The sequence below is a fragment of the Kitasatospora sp. NPDC048715 genome, assembly GCF_043198905.1.
GTDB classification, from domain to species: domain Bacteria; phylum Actinomycetota; class Actinomycetes; order Streptomycetales; family Streptomycetaceae; genus Kitasatospora; species Kitasatospora lactacystinica.
The window spans coordinates 94,523-114,401 of record NZ_JBICVH010000022.1 but is presented as its reverse complement, the minus strand read 5'-3'; the positions used below and the strand labels follow the sequence as shown (position 1 = coordinate 114,401).

The 19,879-nt window shown below is 74.3% G+C and carries 15 protein-coding genes; 11 read left to right on the top strand and 4 right to left on the bottom strand.

All coding sequences use genetic code 11. The features are described 5' to 3' along the window. The first annotated feature begins 261 nt into the window (after positions 1 to 261). Positions 262 to 1,779 carry a S41 family peptidase gene (locus ACGFSC_RS35270; RefSeq protein WP_359900067.1) on the top strand — a complete coding sequence of 506 codons (1,518 nt, stop codon included), beginning with the start codon at positions 262 to 264 and terminating at the stop codon, positions 1,777 to 1,779. A 30-nt stretch (positions 1,780 to 1,809) separates the two neighbouring features. Here the strand turns inward: ACGFSC_RS35270 and ACGFSC_RS35265 are convergent, their stop codons facing one another. Further along, the gene (locus ACGFSC_RS35265) at positions 1,810 to 3,423 is read right to left on the bottom strand and encodes an ABC-F family ATP-binding cassette domain-containing protein (RefSeq protein ID WP_359900065.1); all 1,614 of its coding nucleotides are present in this window, start codon (positions 3,421 to 3,423) and stop codon (positions 1,810 to 1,812) included. 540 nt (positions 3,424 to 3,963) lie between these two features. Between ACGFSC_RS35265 and ACGFSC_RS35260 the strand changes: the two genes are divergently transcribed. From ACGFSC_RS35260 to ACGFSC_RS35245, 4 genes are all read left to right on the top strand, one after another. Next, a complete protein-coding gene (locus ACGFSC_RS35260) occupies positions 3,964 to 5,175 on the top strand; it encodes a hypothetical protein (protein ID WP_359900063.1) in 1,212 nt (403 codons plus the stop codon). Positions 5,176 to 5,310: 135 nt separating this feature from the next. Beyond that, positions 5,311 to 6,948, top strand: coding sequence for an ABC-F family ATP-binding cassette domain-containing protein (locus tag ACGFSC_RS35255; protein ID WP_359900061.1), 1,638 nt, complete (start codon positions 5,311 to 5,313; stop codon positions 6,946 to 6,948). Positions 6,949 to 7,058: 110 nt separating this feature from the next. Next, positions 7,059 to 7,742 carry a nitroreductase family protein gene (locus ACGFSC_RS35250; RefSeq protein WP_359900059.1) on the top strand — a complete coding sequence of 228 codons (684 nt, stop codon included), beginning with the start codon at positions 7,059 to 7,061 and terminating at the stop codon, positions 7,740 to 7,742. Positions 7,743 to 7,825: 83 nt separating this feature from the next. Further along, positions 7,826 to 8,428: a GNAT family protein gene (locus tag ACGFSC_RS35245; protein ID WP_359900057.1), complete on the top strand. Its 603-nt coding sequence runs from the start codon at positions 7,826 to 7,828 to the stop codon at positions 8,426 to 8,428. A gap of 111 nt (positions 8,429 to 8,539) precedes the next feature. On the opposite strand, the gene ACGFSC_RS35240 is transcribed toward ACGFSC_RS35245, so the two are convergent. Then, a complete protein-coding gene (locus ACGFSC_RS35240) occupies positions 8,540 to 9,493 on the bottom strand; it encodes an aldo/keto reductase (protein WP_359900055.1) in 954 nt (317 codons plus the stop codon). Between the two features lie 366 nt (positions 9,494 to 9,859). On the opposite strand from ACGFSC_RS35240, the gene ACGFSC_RS35235 reads away from it, so the two are divergent. Both ACGFSC_RS35235 and ACGFSC_RS35230 read left to right on the top strand, forming a co-directional pair. Beyond that, entirely contained in the window at positions 9,860 to 11,383 is a 1,524-nt protein-coding gene (locus ACGFSC_RS35235) for a carbohydrate binding domain-containing protein (RefSeq protein WP_359900053.1), read from the top strand. A 175-nt stretch (positions 11,384 to 11,558) separates the two neighbouring features. Continuing rightward, a complete protein-coding gene (locus ACGFSC_RS35230; protein ID WP_359900051.1) occupies positions 11,559 to 12,962 on the top strand; it encodes an SDR family NAD(P)-dependent oxidoreductase in 1,404 nt (467 codons plus the stop codon). Between the two features lie 98 nt (positions 12,963 to 13,060). Here the strand turns inward: ACGFSC_RS35230 and ACGFSC_RS35225 are convergent, their stop codons facing one another. Both ACGFSC_RS35225 and ACGFSC_RS35220 read right to left on the bottom strand, forming a co-directional pair. Continuing rightward, positions 13,061 to 13,588, bottom strand: coding sequence for a hypothetical protein (locus tag ACGFSC_RS35225; RefSeq protein ID WP_359900049.1), 528 nt, complete (start codon positions 13,586 to 13,588; stop codon positions 13,061 to 13,063). Positions 13,589 to 13,694: 106 nt separating this feature from the next. Beyond that, the gene (locus ACGFSC_RS35220; RefSeq protein ID WP_359900047.1) at positions 13,695 to 14,906 is read right to left on the bottom strand and encodes a serine hydrolase domain-containing protein; all 1,212 of its coding nucleotides are present in this window, start codon (positions 14,904 to 14,906) and stop codon (positions 13,695 to 13,697) included. 381 nt (positions 14,907 to 15,287) lie between these two features. On the opposite strand from ACGFSC_RS35220, the gene ACGFSC_RS35215 reads away from it, so the two are divergent. From ACGFSC_RS35215 to ACGFSC_RS35200, 4 genes are read left to right on the top strand one after another with little or no spacing between them, the layout of a single operon-like run. After that, positions 15,288 to 16,061, top strand: a complete 774-nt coding sequence (locus ACGFSC_RS35215; protein WP_359900045.1) for a nucleotidyltransferase family protein — start codon at positions 15,288 to 15,290, stop codon at positions 16,059 to 16,061. Continuing rightward, complete coding sequence (locus ACGFSC_RS35210; RefSeq protein WP_359900191.1) at positions 16,045 to 16,338, top strand: pentapeptide repeat-containing protein; 294 nt, start codon at positions 16,045 to 16,047, stop codon at positions 16,336 to 16,338. The genes ACGFSC_RS35215 and ACGFSC_RS35210 overlap by 17 nt, the downstream gene beginning before the upstream one ends. Next, positions 16,335 to 16,874: a hypothetical protein gene (locus ACGFSC_RS35205; protein ID WP_359900043.1), complete on the top strand. Its 540-nt coding sequence runs from the start codon at positions 16,335 to 16,337 to the stop codon at positions 16,872 to 16,874. Before ACGFSC_RS35210 ends, ACGFSC_RS35205 begins: the two co-directional genes overlap by 4 nt. Further along, positions 16,875 to 19,826 (top strand): M48 family metalloprotease, encoded by a 2,952-nt coding sequence (locus ACGFSC_RS35200; RefSeq protein WP_359900041.1) that lies wholly within the window; start codon positions 16,875 to 16,877, stop codon positions 19,824 to 19,826. Positions 19,827 to 19,879 lie beyond the last annotated feature (53 nt).

The following is a 19,879-nucleotide window of genomic DNA, read 5'->3' as shown; positions in this document are numbered from 1 at the left end:
TCGGCTGCGGGGACCTTCCGCCACGCAGACCTTCAGCCGCGGCGAACTCCTGCCGACGGCGCACCGGTCCGCTGTCGAGACCACCGGGGACCATTCCTCCCGGGCCCGGATGAGCCCTGAGGAGGAAGCGGATGGGCCCGCAGGAGGAAGCGGCTGCGGCTCGCCGGATGACGCCCGGGCGGTGGGGCCCGCCGTAGCCTCGGCCGGGAGCGGTGGCGGAGGGGTTCCGCGGGGGAGACCGGGGTTCGGCGGAGGCCGGAGATGACACGCAGGAGCACGGGCAGGGCGACGGCCGCGGCGGTGGCGCTCGCGGCGGCGGTGGGGTTGGCGGCGCCGGGGGCGGCCGCGGCCCAGGAAGGGCGGGCGAACCCGCTGGACGGGATCTGGCGGACGGAGGGCTACGGCCTGCTGGTCGCGGTCTCCGGGGACCGGCTCACCACCTACGACGTGACGGCGCACAGCTGCGTGCCGGGGTGGATCACCGGGACGCGGACCGCGGCGCCCGGCCCGGACGGCACCACTCGCTACGGCATGGGCGACAACGCCCTGACGCTCACCCCCCGGGGCCGGAACCGGGCGGTGGAGCGCGAGGAGGGCGGGGTCGGCAGCAAGACGCTCAGGCGTCTGGACGCCCTGCCGCCGCTGTGCGCCACGCCGGCCGCGAACGACCCGCTCGCGGTCTTCGACCGGTTCTGGGAGAACTTCGAGGAGAACTACCCCTTCTTCGCCGCCAAGGGAATCGACTGGCACGCCGTCCGGGACGAGAAGCGGCGCACGATCACTCCGACGACGACCGTCGACCAGTTGCAGGCCGTCCTCGTGGACATGCTCCGCCCGCTCGGCGACGCCCACACCTCACTGGCCCGGACGGTCGACGGCCACCCCGAGTTGGTCTTCGGCGGGCAGCGGCCCGGGTCGACCGAGGAGACCGAGGAGCTGACCGCCCGCGCCCGGCAGGCCTCGGCCGCCCGGCTCACCGGTCCGGAGCAGCTCTTCGCCAACGGCCGGCTCGGCGTGGGCCGGCTCCCCGACGGCATCGGCTACCTCCGGGTGAGCAGCTTCGGCAGGTACGCCGCGGGCGGCCACCAGAGCCAGCTCGACGAGCTGGACCGCGCGCTGGACGCCCTGCTGGCCGGCCCGGACCGCCCGGCCGGACTGGTCGTCGACGTGCGGCTGAACGGCGGCGGCTCGGACGCGCTCGGGCTGCACATCGCCGCCCGGCTCACCGACCGCCCCTACGTCGCCTACCGGAAGGTGGCGCGCAACGACCCGGCCGACCCGGCGAGGTTCACCCGGCCCGAGCCGGTCACCGTGCGCCCCTCGGCGGGCGCGCGCTTCAACGGCCCGGTGGCGGTGCTCACCTCCTCGATCTCCACCAGTGCGGCGGAGACCTTCACCCAGGCCATGATGGGCCGCTCCCCCAAGGTGCTGCGGGTCGGCGAGAACACCCAGGGCGTCTTCTCCGACGTGATGATCAAGAAGCTCTCGCCGGACCTGATGGTCGGCCTGCCGAACGAGAAGTACCTCACCCGGAACGGCGGCACCTTCGACGGACCGGGCATCCCGCCGAACGTCCGCACCCCGGTGTTCACCCCGGACGAGCTGGCCGCGCTCAGGGACTCGGCCCTGAGCACGGCCCGCCGGATGCTCGTCGAGGACGCCCGGGGCCGGCAGGACGCCCAGGCCGACCAGGGCAACCGGGCCCGGCAGGACGCCCAGGCCGACCAGGGCGACCAGGGCAACCGGGCCGACCAGGACACCCAGGGCGACCGGGAGTAACAACGGCAGGCACGGCAGCGACGCCAGGCGCTACATCGGCTTCACCGCCCGCAGTTCGCCGTCCAGCTCCAGCCACCGGGTGAGCCCCAGGCCGCGCAGGAACGGCAGGTCGTGGCTGGCCACGATCAGCGCCCCCCGGTAGGCGGCCAGCGCCTGGGTGAGCTGGCGGACGCTGGCGAGGTCCAGGTTGTTGGTCGGCTCGTCGAGCAGCAGCAGCTGCGGCGGCGGGTCGGCCAGCAGCAGGGCGGCCAGTGTCGCGCGGAAGCGCTCGCCGCCCGAGAGGGTGGCGGCGGGCTGGTCGGCCCGGGCCCCGCGGAACAGGAAGCGGGCGAGCCGGGCGCGGACCGCGTTGTCCCCGGCGCCGGGGGCGAACAGCTTGACGTTCTCCACGACCGAGCGCTCGTCGTCCAGCAGGTCGAGCCGCTGCGGGAGGTACCGCAGCGGCACCGGGGTGACGACCTCCCCCGCCAGCGGGGCGAGTTCGCCCACGATGGTGCGCAGCAGGGTGGACTTGCCGGCGCCGTTGCGGCCGACCAGGGCGATCCGCTCGGGCCCGCGCAGGTCGAGGTCGGCGGTGGCGCCGTAGGGCAGCCGGACCTTGTCCAGGGTGAGCACGGTACGGCCGGCCGGGACGGCGGTGCGCGGCAGGTCGATCCGGATCTCGGCGTCGTCCCGCACCGCCTCCTCGGCCACGTCGAGCCGCGCCCTGGCCTCCTCCAGTCGCTCGGCGTGCATGCCCTGGAGCCGGCCGGCCGTCTCCTGGCCCTTGCGCTTGAGCATTCCGGCGAAGATGTGCGGGTCGTTGCGGGTGACCGAGCGCTTCTTGCCGTACGCGGCGCTGCGGTCCAGCCGGACGCGGGCCTCGGCCAAGTCCCGCTTCTGGCGCTGGACGTCGGCCTCGGCGTTGCGCAGCAGCCGCTCGGCCGTCTCCTGCTGGGCCGCGAGGGTGCGTTCGTAGTCGTCGAAGTCGCCGCCGTACCAGGTGACTTCGCCGTCCCGCAGGTCGGCGATCCGATCGACGTGCCGGAGCAGTTCGCGGTCGTGGCTGACGATCAGCATCACGCCGTTCCAGCCTGCCACCGTCTCGTAGAGCCGCTCGCGGGCGGCCCGGTCGAGGTTGTTGGTGGGCTCGTCGAGCAGCAGGACGTCGGGGCGGGCCATCAGCAGGGCGGCCAGCCGCAGCAGCACCACCTCGCCGCCGGAGAGTTCGCCGGTGGTGCGGTCGAGGCCGAGGCGGTGGAGGCCGAGCCGGTCGAGGGTGGCGCGGGCGCGCTCCTCGACGTCCCAGTCGTCGCCGATCGCGTCGAAGTGGCGCTGGTCGGTGTCGCCGGACTCGATGGCGTGCAGGGCCTCGCGGGCGCCGCGGATGCCGAGCGCCTCGTCCACCCGCAGCGTCGTGTCGAGCGTCAACCCCTGCGGCAGGTAGCCGAGTTCGCCCTCGACCCGGACGGTGCCGCCGGTGGGGGTGAGCTCGCCGGCGATCAGCCGCATCAGGGTGGACTTGCCGGCGCCGTTGAGACCGATCAGGCCGGTGCGGCCGGGGCCGACGGCGAGCTGGAAGCCGTCCAGGACGGGCTTGCCGTCGGGCCACTCGAACGAGAGCTCGGTGCAGAGGACGGCGGTGGTGGTGGGTTGGTGTGCCACAAGGGCCTCCCGGGGTGGTTGCCGAAGGGGTGGTGAGCAACACGGGGAGACACCGCGGGTGCGGAACCGGGGACGGCCGAAGGAGAACGAAGGGGTGGCGTCACGCAGAGGGGCGCCACGGGCCGTGACTGAGGTCGCACACTCGCGCACCGCGCAACGGCAGCAGGGCCTGCGCGGCGGGGGCGGTGTCCCGGGACCTCAGTAGAGCAACGGCCTTCTCCTTGTCTGGCTGATGACCCGGACCACGTTAGGCAGCCCGTACGGCACCCGCAACCGATTTACCGGCCCCGAGGTCGCGGCGGGACGCACCCCCGACGAGGTCCGGCGGGGACGACCCCCCGACGGAGGTCCGACGGGGAGCCGGCGGGGGCCCGGTGCCGATCCGGTGCCGATCCCGTGACGGCCCCGTCCCGGTCAGGGGCGGGTGTCAGGAGTCCCCCGGCCGCATGGCAGACTCCTCACCTGCCATGCCGGCGGCCGAAGCGGGCCGCACCCGGGGATCGGGTCGCATGGCGGTAGTCAACAGGGGGATTTGAACTCATGTCACCGATATCCCGGCCGGGCCGTGCCGTCCTGGGCGCCTCCGTCGCCGCGCTGACCATGGTGGTCGCCACCGCGTGCGGCCCCGACAACGCCGATCCGGCCGTGACCGCGGCTCCCAGCGTCGCGGCCAGCGCCGCCGGCACCCCGGGCGCGGCTCCGATCAAGCTTCCGACGCTCGAAGAGCTGAAGACCTGGAAGCTGGAGGACTGGGACAAGTGGGCCCAGGCGAACGTGATCACCCCGGCGGTCAAGGGCTACTGGACCCTGCAGAAGCTGCTGGAGGCCAAGCCGAAGCCGCTGCCCCAGCCCGCCCCGGAGGCGACCCAGCCGCCCGCGCAGCCCACCGGCGCCGCGTCGGCCACCAGCGCGCCCACCAGCGCGCCCACCGCTGCCCAGCCGGGCGGCGGCGCGGACCAGCTGCCCGCCGTGGTCCCGGCCAAGCCCGTGGCGCACCCGTTCCCGAAGAACATGCACGTCAACGGCAAGATCTTCTTCAAGGACGGCAACGAGGACTACGTGTGCTCCGGCACCGTCGTCTCCGACCCGGCCAACCCGGGCAAGAGCAACCTGGTGTGGACCGCCAGCCACTGCCTGCACGGCGGCAAGGGCAACAAGTACTACACCGACATCACCTTCGCCCCGGCCTTCAACAGCAACGGCGTGCTGAGCAACGGCAACAAGCAGGCCAAGCTGGAGGACGCCGAGCCGTACGGCGAGTGGACCGCCACCTCCGGCATGGTCTCGCCGCAGTGGGCCGGCGAGGCCGACCCGGAGAAGGGCGGCCCGTGGAGCCAGTACGACTTCGGCATCATCAAGGTCTCCAACCCCAACCCGGGCGGCAAGTCGCTGGAGGAGACCGTCGGCGGTTCCGTCCCGCTCTGGTTCAACGCCCCGCGTGACCAGGTCGGCGCCGTCAGCAACTACGGCTTCCCCGAGGGCAAGCCCTTCGACGGCGTGGAGCTGGAGCACTGCGACGGCGGCAAGCCGTCCAAGAAGACCGGCGACCCGAGCCGCCCGGCGATGCTGCTGATCGGCTGCAACATGACCGGCGGCAGCAGCGGCGGCGGCTGGTACGCGACCAAGGACGGCAAGCCGGCGCTGGTCAGCGACACCTCCATCGGCAACGGCGCGAACACCTACGAGGCCGGTCCGTACCTGGAGGACGTGGCCCAGCACATGTTCGAGTACTTCTCGAAGAAGGCCAAGTGATCAAGGCCCGGTGATCAAGTCCGGGTGATCAAGGCCCGGTGATCAAGTCCGGGTGATCCGGGGGCCGCGGCAGGACAGCCGCGGCCCCCGCTTTTTTCCGTCGAGCGGGCCGCTCCTCCTACAATCGGCCCCATCATGAGCGCGACACTCGTAGTCAAGGACCTCAGCGCCGGCCACGGCGAACGCACCCTCTTCTCCGGCCTGGACCTGGTCGTCGCCCCCGGCGACGTGATCGGTCTGGTCGGCGTGAACGGCGCCGGCAAGTCGACCCTGCTGCGGCTGCTGGCCGGCCTGGACGCCCCCGAGGGCGGCTCGCTGCGGCTGAGCCCGGCGAGCGCCAACGTCGGCCACCTGCCGCAGGAGCCGGAGCGGCGCGAGGGCGAGTCGGTGCGCGACTTCCTGGCCCGCCGCACCGGTGTGGCGGCCGCGCAGGCCGCGCTGGACGAGGCCACCGAGGGCCTGGTCGAGGGCCGGGCGGGCGCCGACGACGCGTACGCCGTCGGCCTGGAGCGCTGGCTGGACCTCGGCGGCGCCGACCTGGAGGAGCGCGCCGAGGAGGTCGCCGACTCGCTCGGGCTGAAGGTCTCGCTGGACCTGCCGATGACCGCCCTGTCCGGCGGCCAGGCCGCCCGGGCCGGCCTCGCCTCGCTGCTGCTCTCCCGCTACGACGTCTTCCTGCTCGACGAGCCCACCAACGACCTCGACCTGGACGGTCTGGAGCGCCTGGAGGCCTTCGTCAAGGGCCTGCGCACGGGCACCGTGCTGATCAGCCACGACCGCGAGTTCCTGGCCCGCACCGTGACCAAGGTGCTGGAGCTGGACCTGCACCAGCAGCAGGTCAACCTGTACGGCGGCGGCTACGAGGCGTACCTGGAGGAGCGGGCGGTGGCCCGTCGGCACGCCCGCGAGGAGTACGACGAGTACGCCGACACCAAGGCCGGGCTGGAGGCCCGGGCGCGGATGCAGCGCGGCTGGATGGAGAACGGCGTGCGCAACGCCCGCCGCAAGTCCTCCGACAATGACAAGATCGGGCGCGCGATGCGCACCGAGTCCACCGAGAAGCAGGCCGCCAAGGCCCGGCAGACCCAGCGGATGATCGAGCGGCTGGACGTGGTCGACGAGCCCCGCAAGGAGTGGGAGCTGCGGATGGAGATCGCCACCGCGCCGCGCTCCGGCTCGGTGGTCGCCACCCTGCGCGGGGCGAGCGTGCGGCGCGGGGACTTCGCCTTCGGCCCGGTGGACCTGCAGATCGACTGGGCCGACCGGGTCGCCATCACCGGCGCCAACGGCGCGGGCAAGTCCACGCTGCTGGCCGCCCTGCTCGGCCGGCTGGAGCTGGACGGCGGGAGCGCCTCGCTGGGCTCCGGCGTGGTGGTCGGCGAGGTGGACCAGGCGCGCGGCCTGTTCCTGGGCGGTGAACCGCTGCTGGAGGCCTTCGCAGCCGCCGTACCGGAGCTCGCGCCGGAGGACGTGCGCACCCTGCTGGCCAAGTTCGGCCTCAAGGCGGTGCACGTGCTGCGTCAGGCCGCCACCCTCTCCCCCGGCGAGCGCACCCGGGCCGCGCTGGCGCTGCTGCAGGCCCGCGGGGTCAACCTGCTGGTGCTGGACGAGCCCACCAACCACCTGGACCTGCCGGCGATCGAGCAACTGGAGACCGCGCTGGGCTCGTACACCGGCACCCTGCTGCTGGTCACCCACGACCGGCGGATGCTGGACACGGTGTCGGTGAACCGCCGGATCGAGGTCCGGGACGGGCGGGTGCACGAGCTCTGAGCCGGCGCCGACCGGCGATTGGTCTCCATCTCCCGGTCTGCACCTCCCGGTCTGTACCTATCGGTCTGTACCTCTTCCCGGAGGGGCCGTCATGTGCTGTGCTGTCCGCCATGGTTGACAGCACAGACAGCGCCGTGGCGGGGACGTCCCACCCGACCGTCCCGCTCGCCCCCATGACGGTGCCCGCCCACGAGGCCGAGGCCCGCAGCAGGTCCTTCCACGACGTGATGGCCCGGCGCCGGACCGTCCGCGACTACTCCACCCGCCCGCTCCCGGACGGGGTCGTCGAGTGGGCGATCCGGACGGCCGGCACCGCGCCCAGCGGCGCGCACGTCCAGCCGTGGCGGTTCGTGGTGATCACCGACCCGGAGCGCAAGCGGCGGCTGCGCGAGGCGGCCGAGACCGAGGAGCGCGAGTTCTACGGCCACCGGGCGTCGGAGGAGTGGCTGGCCGCCCTCGCCCCGATCGGCACCGACTGGCGCAAGCCGTTCCTGGAGGACGCGCCGGCCGTGATCGTGGTGTTCGAGGTGCACAAGGGCCCCGACTCGCCGCGCCCGTACTACACCAAGGAGTCGGTGGGGATCGCCGTCGGGCTGCTGCTGGCCACGCTGCACCAGGCCGGGCTGGCCACGCTGACCCACACCCCGAGTCCGATGAAGTTCCTCAACGAGGTGTGCGACCGCCCGGCGGAGGAGCGCGCGGCGTACGTGATCCCGGTCGGCTACCCGGCCGAGGGGGCGCGCGTGCCGGACCTGCGGCGCAAGGAGCTCGACGAGGTGATGGTCCGGCTCTGACGCGCCGGGGCGCGGGCGGGCGCGCCCGCCACCGGGGGGACATCGGATGGTGACAGGTCCCGGCCAAGGACATAATCGCCGTCATGAGCCAAGCACAGTCACGGTCCTGCGGCCTCGCCCCGCCGGTGGCGGCGGTGACCGCCGGGCGGCCGCCGGAACGGCTGCGGCTGCCCGGCGGCCTCTGGCTGCGGCGCCGCCGCAGCACCCACGCGGCCGCGCTGAACCGGGCCGTCCGCGCCAACCTGGACCACCTGCGGCCCTGGATGGAGTGGGCGGCCGAGGCCCCCTCCCGGGCCCGGACCGCCGAGCTGACCAGAGCCGGCGCGGCCGCCTGGGAGGCCGGCACCGACTTCATGTACCTGGCCGGCCTGGACGCCGAACCCGGCGGCGTGATCGGCGCCTTCGGCCTGCACGGGCGGATCGGGCCGGGCGCGCTGGAGATCGGCTACTGGGTCGCCACCGGGCACGTCGGCCGCGGCATCGCCACCGCCGCGGCCGGGGCGCTGACCGAGGCCGCGCTGGCACTGCCCGGGATCACCCGGGTGGAGATCCGCTGCGACCGGGCGAACGGCGCCAGCGCGGCCGTCCCGCGCAAGCTCGGCTACCGGCTAGACCGGGTCGCCGAGACCGCCGTCCGGGCTCCGGGCGAGACCGGACGGCAGCTGGTGTGGGTGATGGAGCGCTGACTCCCGGCGCCGCACCGACCACCGGCGCGGCACCGGCTCCCGGCCCCCGGCGCGGCACCGGCCCCCGGCGAGCACCGATCCGCCGGCACCGCCCGCGCTCGCGGCGCCCCGTCAGTAACGCTCGCCGGTCGCGGCCGGGAGCGCGTCCAGCTCGGCCAGGTCCGCCGCCGAGAGTTCGATCCCGGCCGCGCCCACGTTGTCCACCAGGTAGCGCGGCGTCCGGGTGCCCGGGATCGGGAAGACGTACCGGCCCTGCGCCAGCACCCAGGCCAGCGCCACCTGCGCGGGGCTGGCGCCGGTCCGTCCGGCGACCGCCCGGACCCTCTCGACCAGCGCCAGGTTGGCCTTCAGCGCGTCCTGCTGGAAGCGCGGCAGCCGGCGGCGGAAGTCGTCGGCGGCCAGCTCGTCGAAGGAGGTGATGCCGCCGGTCAGGAAGCCCCGGCCGAGCGGCGAGAACGGCAGGAAGGCGATGCCCTGCTCCTCGGTGTACGGCAGCACCTCGGCCAGCACGTCCCGGGTCCACAGCGACAGTTCGGACTGCACCGAGGCCACCGGGTGCACGGACTGCGCCCGCTTGATCTCCTCGACCGTCGGCTCGGAGAGCCCGATGCTCCGGGCCTTGCCGGCCGCGACGGCCTCGGCGAACGCGCCCCAGGTCTCCTCGATCGGGACGTCCGGGTCGACCCGGTGCAGCTGGTAGAGGTCGACGTGGTCGGTGCCCAGCCGGCGCAGGCTCTCGTCGATCGAGCGGCGCACGTGCTCGGGCCGGCCGTTGCGCTGCTGCTGGCCCGCACCGCCCGGCACGATGCCCACCTTGGTGGCCAGGAAGGCGCGCTCCCGGTACGGCCCGGCCAGCGCGGCGCCGACCACCTCCTCGTTGGTGTACGGGCCGTACATGTCGGCGGTGTCGATCAGGCCGACGCCGAGGTCCAGCGCCTGCCGGATCACCCGGACGGAGTTCTCGTCGTCCCGGCTCCCCATGTCGTAGGCCCAGGTCATGCCCATGCAGCCGAGGCCGATGACGCCGATCTCGGGGCCGCCGGTACCGAACGGGGCGTTGCGCATGAGGGTGCTCCCATCGTGGATTCCGCGGCTTCCGTGGCGGTGGCCGCAGCAGTGGTTCGCGTGGTGGCGCGTTCGATGCCCTCAGCTTTCACCTTGGAGTGCACTCCAGGTCAAGTCCCTTTCGAAGCCCGCCCCGTCGCCGTCTTAACCGTTCCTAAAACCTGCCCCCGGTGGGGCGTCCGGGGCCGGGAAGTGCTTGACGTGCACAGCTGGTCTAGTCCAGTTTGATGCTCAGCACCGCACTCCCCCGCACCGCACTCCCCCGCACCGCGCTCCCCACGCCCGGAACACCCCCAGGCCGCCGCCCGCCCCGTGTCTCCCCCCTCGCGGCGCGGGCGGCCCCACCACGTCCCGAGAGGCACCCCCATGCCCAGCGCGCCCCTGCACGCCCCCACGCACCGCCGCCCCGCCGGCCGGACCACCCTGCTGAGCCTCGCCGCCGCCACCGCGCTCGCCGCCGGCGGCCTGGCCGTCCTCGCCGGGAACGCCGGCGCCGCCGACGGCAACCTGCTCGCCAACGGCGGCCTGGAGAGCGGCGCGGTCGGCCCCTGGAGCTGTTCCGCCGGCACCGGGAGCGTGGTCAACTCCGGTGCGCACAGCGGGACGTACGCACTCAAGGGGGCGGTGGGCGCGAGCGACACCGCGCAGTGCGGCCAGAGCGTCGCCGTCCAGCCCAACACCAAGTACACCCTCAGCGCCTGGGTGCAGGGGCAGTACGTCTACCTCGGCGCGACCGGCAGCGGCTTCACCGACCCGGCCACCTGGACCGCCGGCGGCCCCGGCTGGCAGCAGCTGTCCACGAGTTTCACCACCGGGCCCGCCACCACCAGCGTCACCGTGTACCTGCACGGCTGGTACGGCCAGGGCGGCTACCTCGCCGACGACATCGCGCTGACCGGCCCCGGCGGCGGCAACCCGACCACCCCGCCGCCGAGTTCGACCCCGCCGGGCCCGACCGGCACCCCGACCGGCACGCCCACCGGCGGACCGACCACCCCGGCGCCGAACGTCGCGCTCCCGGTCGCCCCGTACATCGACATGGGCGCCTGGCCCACCCCCTCGATGCCCGACCTGGCCAAGGCCGGCGGCCTCAAGGGCTACACCATGGGCTTCGTCACCGGCGTCGGCTGCAAGGCCAGCTGGTTCAACGCCTACGACCCGCGCACCGCCTGGGCCAAGGACCAGGTGGACGCGCTGCGCGCGGCCGGCGGCGACGTCAAGGTCTCCTTCGGCGGCGCCGCCGGCACCGAACTCGCCGCCGCCTGCACCACGGTGGACTCGCTGTTCGCCGAGTACGACGCCGTGGTGAACGCCTACAACCTGCGCTACGTCGACTTCGACATCGAGGGCGCGGCCATCGCCGACACCGCCGCCAACGACCGCCGCTCCGCCGCGCTCGCCAAGCTCCAGCAGGCCCACCCGGGCCTCAAGGTCTCCTTCACCCTGCCCGTCCTGCCGGAGGGCCTGACCGCCGAGGGCGTCGCCATCGTCAAGTCCGCCCGGGACGCCGGGGTGGCCGTCGACGTGGTCAACATCATGGCGATGGACTACTACCGGAGCGGGACCGACTACGGCAACGCCGCCGTCCAGGCCGCGCAGTCGCTGTTCGGCCAGCTCAAGGCCCTCTACCCGGCGAGGACCGACGCCCAGCTGTGGGCCATGGTCGGCGTCACGCCGATGATCGGCGAGAACGACGACCACCAGGTCTACAACCAGGCCGACGCCCAGCAGTTGGTGGCTTTCGCCCGGCAGAACCACCTCGGGATGGTGTCCTTCTGGGACGCCACCCGGGACGCCAACGCCTGCACCGGTGGCTCGCTGTCCAAGTGCACCAACATCCCGCAGCAGCCGTACGAGTTCGCGAAGATCCTCGGCCAGTACGCGGGCTGAGCCCACGCCCGCGGCGACGGCCCCGACGGCGGACCCGGCGGCGGACCCGGCGTCCGCCGCCCACCGCTCGCCGCCCACCGCCCACCGCCCACCGCCCACCAGCGGAAATTGGCATCTCATCGTCCCGGGCCGTCCACTACAGTCCCTCCCACCTGTACGGCACGAGGGGGCGGACATGACGGTCCGGGACGACCATCACCAGCTGATCACCATCCATCCGGCGAGCGACGCCGCCGGGGCGGCGGGCCTCACCGCCGAGGAACTCGCCGCGTTCAGCCGCACCCTCGGCCGGCTGCGCGCCCTCCCCGCCCACGACCGCACCCGGCTGCACGCCGAGCGGCAGCTCGGCTCCTTCGTCATGGAGAGCCGCAAGCGCCGCCGCCAGGAGGCCCGGCAGGCCGTGCGGCAGGCCGACGCCGACCTGCTCGCCACCACCGCGACCGGCAGCCGGACCCGCCGCGAGGACGCACCGCTGGCCGCCGCGGACGGACCGGTCGGCGAGCTGCTGGTCCCGCGCAAGTGCTACGTCTGCAAGCAGGCCTACCGCTCGGTCGACGGCTTCTACCACATGCTCTGCCCGGACTGCGCGGCCGACAACACCGCCCGCCGCGCCCTGGGGACCGACCTGCGCGGGCGCCGGGCGCTGCTCACCGGCGGGCGGGTGAAGATCGGCTTCCAGCTCGCCCTGATGATGCTGCGCGACGGCGCCGAGCTGATCGTCACCAGCCGGTTCCCGCAGGACACCGTCCGCCGCTTCCGCGCCGCCGAGGGCAGCGGGCAGTGGTGGGAGCGGCTCAGCGTGGTCGGCATCGACCTGCGTGACCCGCGCCAGGTCATCGGTCTGACCGACCGGCTGCGCGCCGACGGGCGCCCGCTCGACATCCTGGTCAACAACGCCGCCCAGACCCTGCGCCGCCCGCCCGAGTCGTACGCGCCGCTGGCCGCCGGCGAGCTGGACGCCCTGCCCGCCGCCGACCGCCGGGCGATCGAGCACGCCCCCGGGTTCCGGCCGGTCGCCGGCCTCGCCCGGCTCTCCTCCGGCGCCGGGTCGTTGCTGGACCTCACCGACGAGTCCGGGCTGCTGCCCGACCTCGCGCCCGCCAACTCCTGGTCCGCCGTGCTCGGTTCGCTCGACCCGGCGGAGGTCCTGGAGACCCAGCTGGTCAACGTGCTGGCCCCGGCCCTGCTCTGCGACCGGCTGCTGCCCCTGCTGCTGGCCTCCCCGCACCCCGCCCGCTACATCGTCAACGTCACGGCGGTGGAGGGCCGGTTCGCCGTCCGCAACAAGACCGCCCGGCACCCGCACACCAACATGGCGAAGGCCGCGCTCAACATGCTCACCCGTACCAGCGCGGCCGAACTCGCCCCCCGGGGCGTGCACATGTGCGCCGTCGACACCGGGTGGATCACCGACGAGAACCCGGCCCCGAAGAAGGCCCACCTCGCCGCCCAGGGGTTCCGCACCCCGCTGGACATCGTGGACGGCGCGGCCCGGGTCTACGACCCGATCGTCCGCGGCGAGGCCGGGGACCCGGTGTCGGGGGTGTTCCTCAAGGACTACCGGGTGGCGCAGTGGTGAGGCCCGGACGGGCCGGGGCGGAAGCTCGGGTGTCGTAGTGGCCCGCGCGCCCGCCCCCGCGCGGTGCGGGGGCGGGCGCGCGGGGGGCGGGGGCGGACTCACGCGATGCCCGGCCGGCGGCGGCGGTGGTAGGCCCAGGCGAGGGCGAGGGTGATCGGCCCCCAGAACATCGCCGTCGAGGTGCAGATCCGGCCCAGGAGCATCCACCAGCCGTTGCTGTAGCCGACCTCCGCGAACACGCCCAGCCAGGCGAGCGGCATGCCGTCGAAGAGGGCCACCAGGGTCAGGCCCCCGAGCACGGCCGGGACGAGCGCCGCGAGCGGCGGCACCCGCCGGCCCCGCAGCACGGGCACCCAGCGCGGGAACACCTCGCCCCAGCCGCTGACCAGCCCCAGGGTCAGCAGCGTCAGCGCCTCGGTGACCACGCTCAGACCGATCACGTACGGGGCGGCCCACCAGACGTAGGGCGGGGCGGCCGGGTCGACGGTGCCCATCCGGAAGTCGAAGGCGAACGGCAGGCGCCACAGGCAGTGCGGCAGCACGATCAACGGGAGGGCCTTGGCCAGTCGCAGGGCCCAACGGGGAACGGGGCGTTCGGTGTCGCCCACCGGGATGTCCTTCAGCATGGCTCCACCGTCCCGGACACCACCCCCGCCGCACGTCCACCGCACGGCCCGCCCGCCTCCCCCGCGCGAGCCAACCCGCCGTCGGCCCAGCGGTGGAGAACGGACGTCAGCCCTTGGACCCCAGGCCGTACGCGGTGGTCAGCAGCCCGAGGAGGTACGGGGTCTCGGCGCCGTTCAGCGCGGTCGGGTCGACCGAGTACACGACCTTGCGGGCGAGGTCCTGGGTCGCGAAGACACCACTGGTGGAGCCCGGCCGGGACCCGGTCTTGCCCCAGACCACGATGCCGCCGGCCGTGAGGCGTTCGAGGCCCGTGCTCATGCAGGCCGTGCCGTCCGGGCAGTGGCCGCCGTGTCCGGCCATGGGCACCGCCGGGACCGTGAACAGCAGTTCCTGCTGGGCCGGCGGCAGGAGGCGGCCCCGGAACAGCGCCGTCATGAAGCGGTCCAGGTCGGGGGCGCTGGAGATCATGCCGCCCTCGGCCCAGGGCCACGGGCTCTGCTCGGTCACGTCCACCCGGTGCGAGCCGCCGTCCGCGTCGGGGACGGTCAGGTACGGGCGGGTCGCGGGGTGCCGCAGCCGCGGGTCGTCGGCGTCCGGGAGGGAGGTGTCGTGCAGGCCGAGCGGGCGGACGATCCGGTCGCGCAGCTCGTCGGCGTAGCGGTGGCCGGTGACCTTCTCCACGATCAGCCCGGCGACGAAGGTGTTCATGCCGTTGTACTGCTGGGCGCTGCCGGGCGTGAAGCCCAGCGGCTGCCCGGCCATCGTGGCGAGGACCTCCTCGGGGGTGAAGGAGTCGAACCGGTGCTCGGCGAACCAGCCGGTGGTGCCGTCACCCCAGGGCACGTTGGAGCCGCCGGGCAGTCCACTGGTGTGGTTGAGCAACTGCCCCACCGTGACCGACGCGTAGGGGAAGTCCGGGAGGTACTGCCGGACCGCGCCGTCGAGGTCGATCCGGCCCTCGCCGGCGAGCTGGAGGACGACGGTGGTGGTGAAGACCTTCGAGATCGACCCGATCCGGAACCGGCCGTGCGGGTCCACCCGCATACCGCTCTCCGCCGAGGCGCCCTCGAAGCTCCCGGCGGAACCGGTGACCCGCAGGAACGCGGCGGACACGTCGGCGGCGGGCCGCTGGGCGAGGGCGGCCCGGAGCGCCGCCGGGTCCAGCGGCGGCAGTGCGGACGGGCTCGCCGCCGCCGGGGCGGCGACGGAGGGCGTCGTGGCGAGGGCCGGGCTGCCCGCCCCGACCGTCAGCGCGGCCGCGAGGGCGCCGGCGGCGGCCAGGACGGCCCAACGGGTGCGGTTCGTGTGCGCGTTCATGCGGGTCCGGCTCCAGGATGGTCGTCGTCCGGACCGGTGGTTCCCGGCCCGGCGACGAGTCTTCCGGCCCCGGCCGCCCCGGACATCAGGGGCGGGGAGCCGTCGTTCCCCGACCTTCCGTCAGGGTCGGCCCGGAGGGGTGGCGCAGGGGGGCGGCCGGTCGTCGGCGAAGGAGGCCCAGGAGACGCAGGAGACGCAGGAGACGCAGGAGACGCAGGAGGCGCAGGAGGCGCAGGAGGCGCAGCCGCCGTCCTGCCCGGCGAGCGGGCCGGTTGCCTCTCCAACTGCGTATCGGGGGCTACCCTCGTCGCAGTCGTCCGCTCCGCCCGCGCCTCGCGGCCGGTGCTCCGACGCCGCGCCGTCGCTCCCGGGAGGTCGGGAATGTCATCGCCGGACGCCTGCGCTCCGATCCGTCAGGCCGTGATCCTCGCGGGCGGACGCGGCAGGCGACTCGCCCCGCACACGAACCTGCGCCCCAAGACGATGGTCGAGGTGAACGGCACACCGCTGCTGCGCCACCAGATCGACCGGTTCGCCGACGCGGGCGTGGAGACGGTGGTGGTCTCGGCGGGCTACCGCTCGCAGGTGATCACCGACTACGTACGCACGGCGACCCTGCCGATCCGCACCACCGTGGTCGTGGAGGCCTCCCCGCTGGGGCGGGGCGGAGGACTGAAACTCGCCGCCCGCGCACTTCCGGCGCCGCGGGAACCGTGGTTCGCCGTCTACGGCGACATCTGGGCCGACTTTCCCCTCACCGCGCTGGGCGCCCACCACCTGCGATGCGGGGTACTGGCCACGGTCGCGCTGGTCCCGCCCCGGCTGCCCCGGGGCACGGTCCGCTGCGACGCCCTGGGGAGGGTCGCCGAACTCGCCGCGCCGCCCCCGCCCGTCTGCACGGTCAACGGTGGCGTGTACGCCTTCGAGCCCGGCGTCGTCCCCCTGCTGCCGGACCGGGGGGACCACGCGAACACGACTCTCCCGCACCTGGTGCGGCTGCGGCAGCTGGCGGGATACCGCGCCGACGGCTTCTGGTGCGCGGTCAACACCCCGCACGACCTGCGGGAACTGCGCACACGCGGGGCGGCGCCGACCCGCCCGGAACCGATCCGGCCACCGACCGCCGCCACGGGAGCGGATCCGGCTTCCCGTTGACCCGGGCCGTCACGCCCGGCTCCGTCACGCCCGACTCCGCAGCACCCGGCTCCGCAGCGCCCGGCTCCGCAGCGCCCGGCTCCGCAGCACCCGGCTCCGCAGCACCCGCTCGATCGGGACGTCCGCAGGCTCCGTGAGCGGATGGAGCAGGCTCGGGAAAAGTCCTGCCCGACCGTCACATCCCGTGCCACAGTGGACGATCCGGCGCGCCGACCTCATGCGGGCCGGAAGGATTCTCGAAGGTCTGGGGGACGAGTGGGATCCGGAACCGACATGACCGGCGACGGCCGGCCGACCGTGCTGGTGCGTGACGTGGTGCGATCGGTCGTGGAGACCCTCGCACCGGAGGAACTGTTCCTGGTGGAGGGGCTCCGCCGCTTCGACGACGCCACGGTGGTGCGGCGGCTGAGCCGCGGTGGAGGGCGGCGCGAGCCGCTGGGGTTCGGGATCGGGGAGGTCGCCGCCCTGGTGACGCCCGTCGTCTGGCTGGTGCTCGACGAGGTGGCGCAGCGGATGGTGGCCACGACGGTGGACCGCGCCTCACGAGGGGCCACGGGCCTGGTGCGGCGGCTGTTCCGGCGACCGGCCCGCGCGGCCGAGCTCCAGCCGCTGACCAGGGAGCAGCTGGCCGAGGTGCGGGCCCTGCTCCTGACGGCGGGCGAGCAGCGCGGCCTCGCGCCCGATCTCACCGAGGAGATCGCCGACAGGGTCGTGGCCCGGCTGGCCCTGTCCCGCGCACTGGACCCGCCCACTCCGCCCACCCCACCGGCCCCGGAGCCCCCCACCGACCCCACCGGCACCGGGCAGGACTAGGTGAACGCCACCGGGGCGCCGCCCGGACGGCCGCGGATCGACGAAAGGGTCCTCGGCGCGGGCACGGGCCCCCGGTTCGTCGTCCTGCTGCTCCTGATGCTCACCGCCGGCGGCGCCATGATCCTCGAAGTGGTCAGGGTCCTGGCCGACGGGGACGAGTCCGGGTGCAGCCTCGCCGCGGGCGTGGACCCGGCTGACGGCAGCTACTGGAAGACGTCGCTCAGCATCTCCGGCCAGGTCACCGCCTCCCGCTTCTGCCTGTCCCTGTGGGCGCCCGCGCCGCCGTGGTGGCAGGTGGCCGCCTGGCCGCTGCTCCTGCTGGTGGTGGCCGCCCTGCTCTTCGCCGCGCTGCCGCACTGGAAGGCCCGGCGCGGCCGCGTCATCCCGCTGGCCGCGGTCGATCCGGACGGCGAACTCCTCGCCCTGCTCACCGAACTGTGCACGGCGACGGGCGTGGCGCCGACGCCCCGGGTGGTGGTCGACCCCGCGGCCGCCTCGGTCAGCGCGGTGGTCTTCGGCCGCACCCGCCGCCCGGTCGTCTGCCTGCACGGCGGCCTGCTCGCCGTCCGGCGGCGCGATCCGAAGCGGTTCCGGGCGGTGCTGCTGCACGAACTCGCCCACATCGCCAACCGGGACGTCACCCTGACGTACCTCACGGTCGCCCTGTGGCGGGTCTTCCTCGCACTGGTGCTGCTGCCGTACGTGCTCTGCCTGGGCTACGTGATCTACGGCGTGGTGGCGGACGGCCGGGTGCCGCAGCTGGACCGGGCCGTGGCGCTGGCCGTCGTCATGGTCGTGCTGCTGTACCTCGCCCGCTCCGACGCGCTGCGCAGTCGGGAGATCTACGCCGACCTGGCCGCGGTGCGCTGGGGCGCGGACCCGCACGGCTGGTCCGTCGGCGCCGCACCGTCCGGGAGCGCGGTGCGCCGCCTGCTCGACGCTTTCCTCGACCTGTGGCGCACCCATCCACGGTGGGGCCTGCGCCAGGGGGCCCTGGTCGATCCCGCCCCGCTGTTCCGCACCTCGGTCCTGCCGCTCTTCCTCATCGGCACCGTGCCCGTCCTGGCCGTGCAGCAGGTGCTCCGGCAGATCGCGCCGTACCGCGTGAACTTCACCAACAACCTGATGACGCTGCTCGTCATCGTTCCCGGTGCCCTGGTGACCGGCGTGATCGTCGTCGCCCTGTGGCGGGCGGTGGTGTACGCCGTCCTGACCGGAACCCGGGTGCCCTCCGGGGCGTGGGCCGGGGGGTGGCTGGGCGCCGGCATGTCGGCCGGCCTGGTCCTCAGCGGCTGGGGCGCGGGCTGGGCCTGGCAACCGCAGCGGCCGCTGGTCCTGCTGGTACCGGTGGCGGCGGGAGCGGCCTTCGGCTGGTGGACCACCCAGTGCGCGCACCTGTGGACCCGCACCTCACGAGGCCGGACCCCGCGCCCCGCGCTCACGCTCTGCCTGGCCGCCGGCTGCGTCGCCATGACGTCGTGGCTCACCTGGTGGATGCTCGCCGGAGCCACGGCGCTGAACAGGGACTTCCCGGGCGCCCAGGCCGTCGCCCAGTCCGTCCTGCAGTGGCTTCCTTCCAAAGCCCCGACCGGGGACCTGACCAGGATTCCCGGCATCGCCACGGTGCTGCCGCAGCTGTCGAACGTCGCCGACACACCGATGGGCTCACTGGCCGTCATCGTCCTGTGGGTCGTGCCGCTGCTCGCCTGGGCGTCCGGCACCGCGGTCCGGACCCCTCGTTGGATGCCGGACCGGGCGCCCCGGCCGGAACGTCCCGTGGCGCCGCTGCGCAAGGTCGTGCTGCCCGGACTGCTGGGCGGAGCACTGGCGAGCCTGGCCGTCGTCGGCGTCCAGGCCTGGATCCACACCGCGCAGCCGGTACCGGACGCGCGGGGCGGGCTCTACGCCCTGCGGTACGCGTGCCTCCTGCTGACGGCGCTCTGCCTGCCCGCAGGCCTGGCCGCCGCCGTGGCGAGCGCCGCCGACCGGCGCTTCCGGCTGCTGGGCGCCCTGACCGCCGCCGGGACGGCGACCGTGCTGGGGGCCGCCGCGATGACGCTCCTCGTCTCGGTGGACGGCTGCGTCGCCCCGCTCAACGTCCTCTCGGACAGCTGCGCCTGGCGGCCGGCCTGGTGGAGGCCGTTGTTCCCGTTCACATTCGTGCTGAACAACGCCCTCGTCCTCTCCGGGCTCACCGCCGTCGTCGCCGCGCTCACCGCTGCCGCCGTCACGGCCGTCCGCCGTCGACGGCGGCCTGACGCACGCGTCTCCGTCCACCCCGAGCCCCAGGCCGGTGGGCAGGGAGCCCGTGGACCGCGCGCACGCCGCCTCGCGGTGATCCTGCTGTGCGTCGTGGCGGTCGCGGGCACCGCGGCGGACGGCGGCTTCAGGAGGTACCAGCTGGGCTTCATGGTCAACGAGCTCACGTCCCAGCGCTCCCTGGTGCAGTTCTGGGGGCTCCCGGACCCGCCGCGGTCGGAGTTGACCCGCGTGCGGCAGATCCGGGCCTGGTACCGCCTCAGCGGCGACGACCTCATCGACATGGCGGTCTCGTACGACAGTCGCCTGACCGCCGCCGTCCGGGAGGCCCAGGGCGCCAAGGACAGTTGGGACGCGCTGGACCGCCGCCTCCGGCCGGCCTGCACCCAGTGGGGGAGCGCCGCCTGGTTCGAGACGGTCTGGTTCCGCGTGCCCGCCGACCCGCGCCTACGGGCCGACTGGCACGCGCTGACCACCAAGGCAGACAACGGCAGTCGCGGCTGCGCCCAGGCACTGACCGCCCGCGACCAGGCCGGCCTGAGAAGCGCCCTGCTCGACCTGTATGCGGCCCGCCGCTGCGCGGAATCGGTCAACGCCGGGATCGACGGGATCCTCCGCGCGGGCGGCTTCCGGGGCACCACCCGCCCGCCCGCGCAGGGCACCGCGGCGGTCTGCGACCGCCCGGCCTCCTAGGGCGTGTCTTCCTCCGTCGGTGACGACCGGCGAGCCGGGGGGCTGTGCCCGGG

Excerpts from the sequence above, each read along its gene's own strand:
- ACGFSC_RS35245 (WP_359900057.1), top strand. The coding sequence starts at position 7,826 with ATGAGCCAAGCACAGTCACGGTCCTGCGGCCTCGCCCCGCCGGTGGCG.
- ACGFSC_RS35260 (WP_359900063.1), top strand. The coding sequence starts at position 3,964 with ATGTCACCGATATCCCGGCCGGGCCGTGCCGTCCTGGGCGCCTCCGTC.
- ACGFSC_RS35270 (WP_359900067.1), top strand. The coding sequence starts at position 262 with ATGACACGCAGGAGCACGGGCAGGGCGACGGCCGCGGCGGTGGCGCTC.
- ACGFSC_RS35250 (WP_359900059.1), top strand. The coding sequence starts at position 7,059 with ATGGTTGACAGCACAGACAGCGCCGTGGCGGGGACGTCCCACCCGACC.
- ACGFSC_RS35225 (WP_359900049.1), bottom strand. The coding sequence starts at position 13,588 with ATGCTGAAGGACATCCCGGTGGGCGACACCGAACGCCCCGTTCCCCGT.
- ACGFSC_RS35220 (WP_359900047.1), bottom strand. The coding sequence starts at position 14,906 with ATGAACGCGCACACGAACCGCACCCGTTGGGCCGTCCTGGCCGCCGCC.
- ACGFSC_RS35240 (WP_359900055.1), bottom strand. The coding sequence starts at position 9,493 with ATGCGCAACGCCCCGTTCGGTACCGGCGGCCCCGAGATCGGCGTCATC.
- ACGFSC_RS35230 (WP_359900051.1), top strand. The coding sequence starts at position 11,559 with ATGACGGTCCGGGACGACCATCACCAGCTGATCACCATCCATCCGGCG.
- ACGFSC_RS35215 (WP_359900045.1), top strand. The coding sequence starts at position 15,288 with ATGTCATCGCCGGACGCCTGCGCTCCGATCCGTCAGGCCGTGATCCTC.
- ACGFSC_RS35205 (WP_359900043.1), top strand. The coding sequence starts at position 16,335 with ATGACCGGCGACGGCCGGCCGACCGTGCTGGTGCGTGACGTGGTGCGA.
- ACGFSC_RS35235 (WP_359900053.1), top strand. The coding sequence starts at position 9,860 with ATGCCCAGCGCGCCCCTGCACGCCCCCACGCACCGCCGCCCCGCCGGC.
- ACGFSC_RS35255 (WP_359900061.1), top strand. The coding sequence starts at position 5,311 with ATGAGCGCGACACTCGTAGTCAAGGACCTCAGCGCCGGCCACGGCGAA.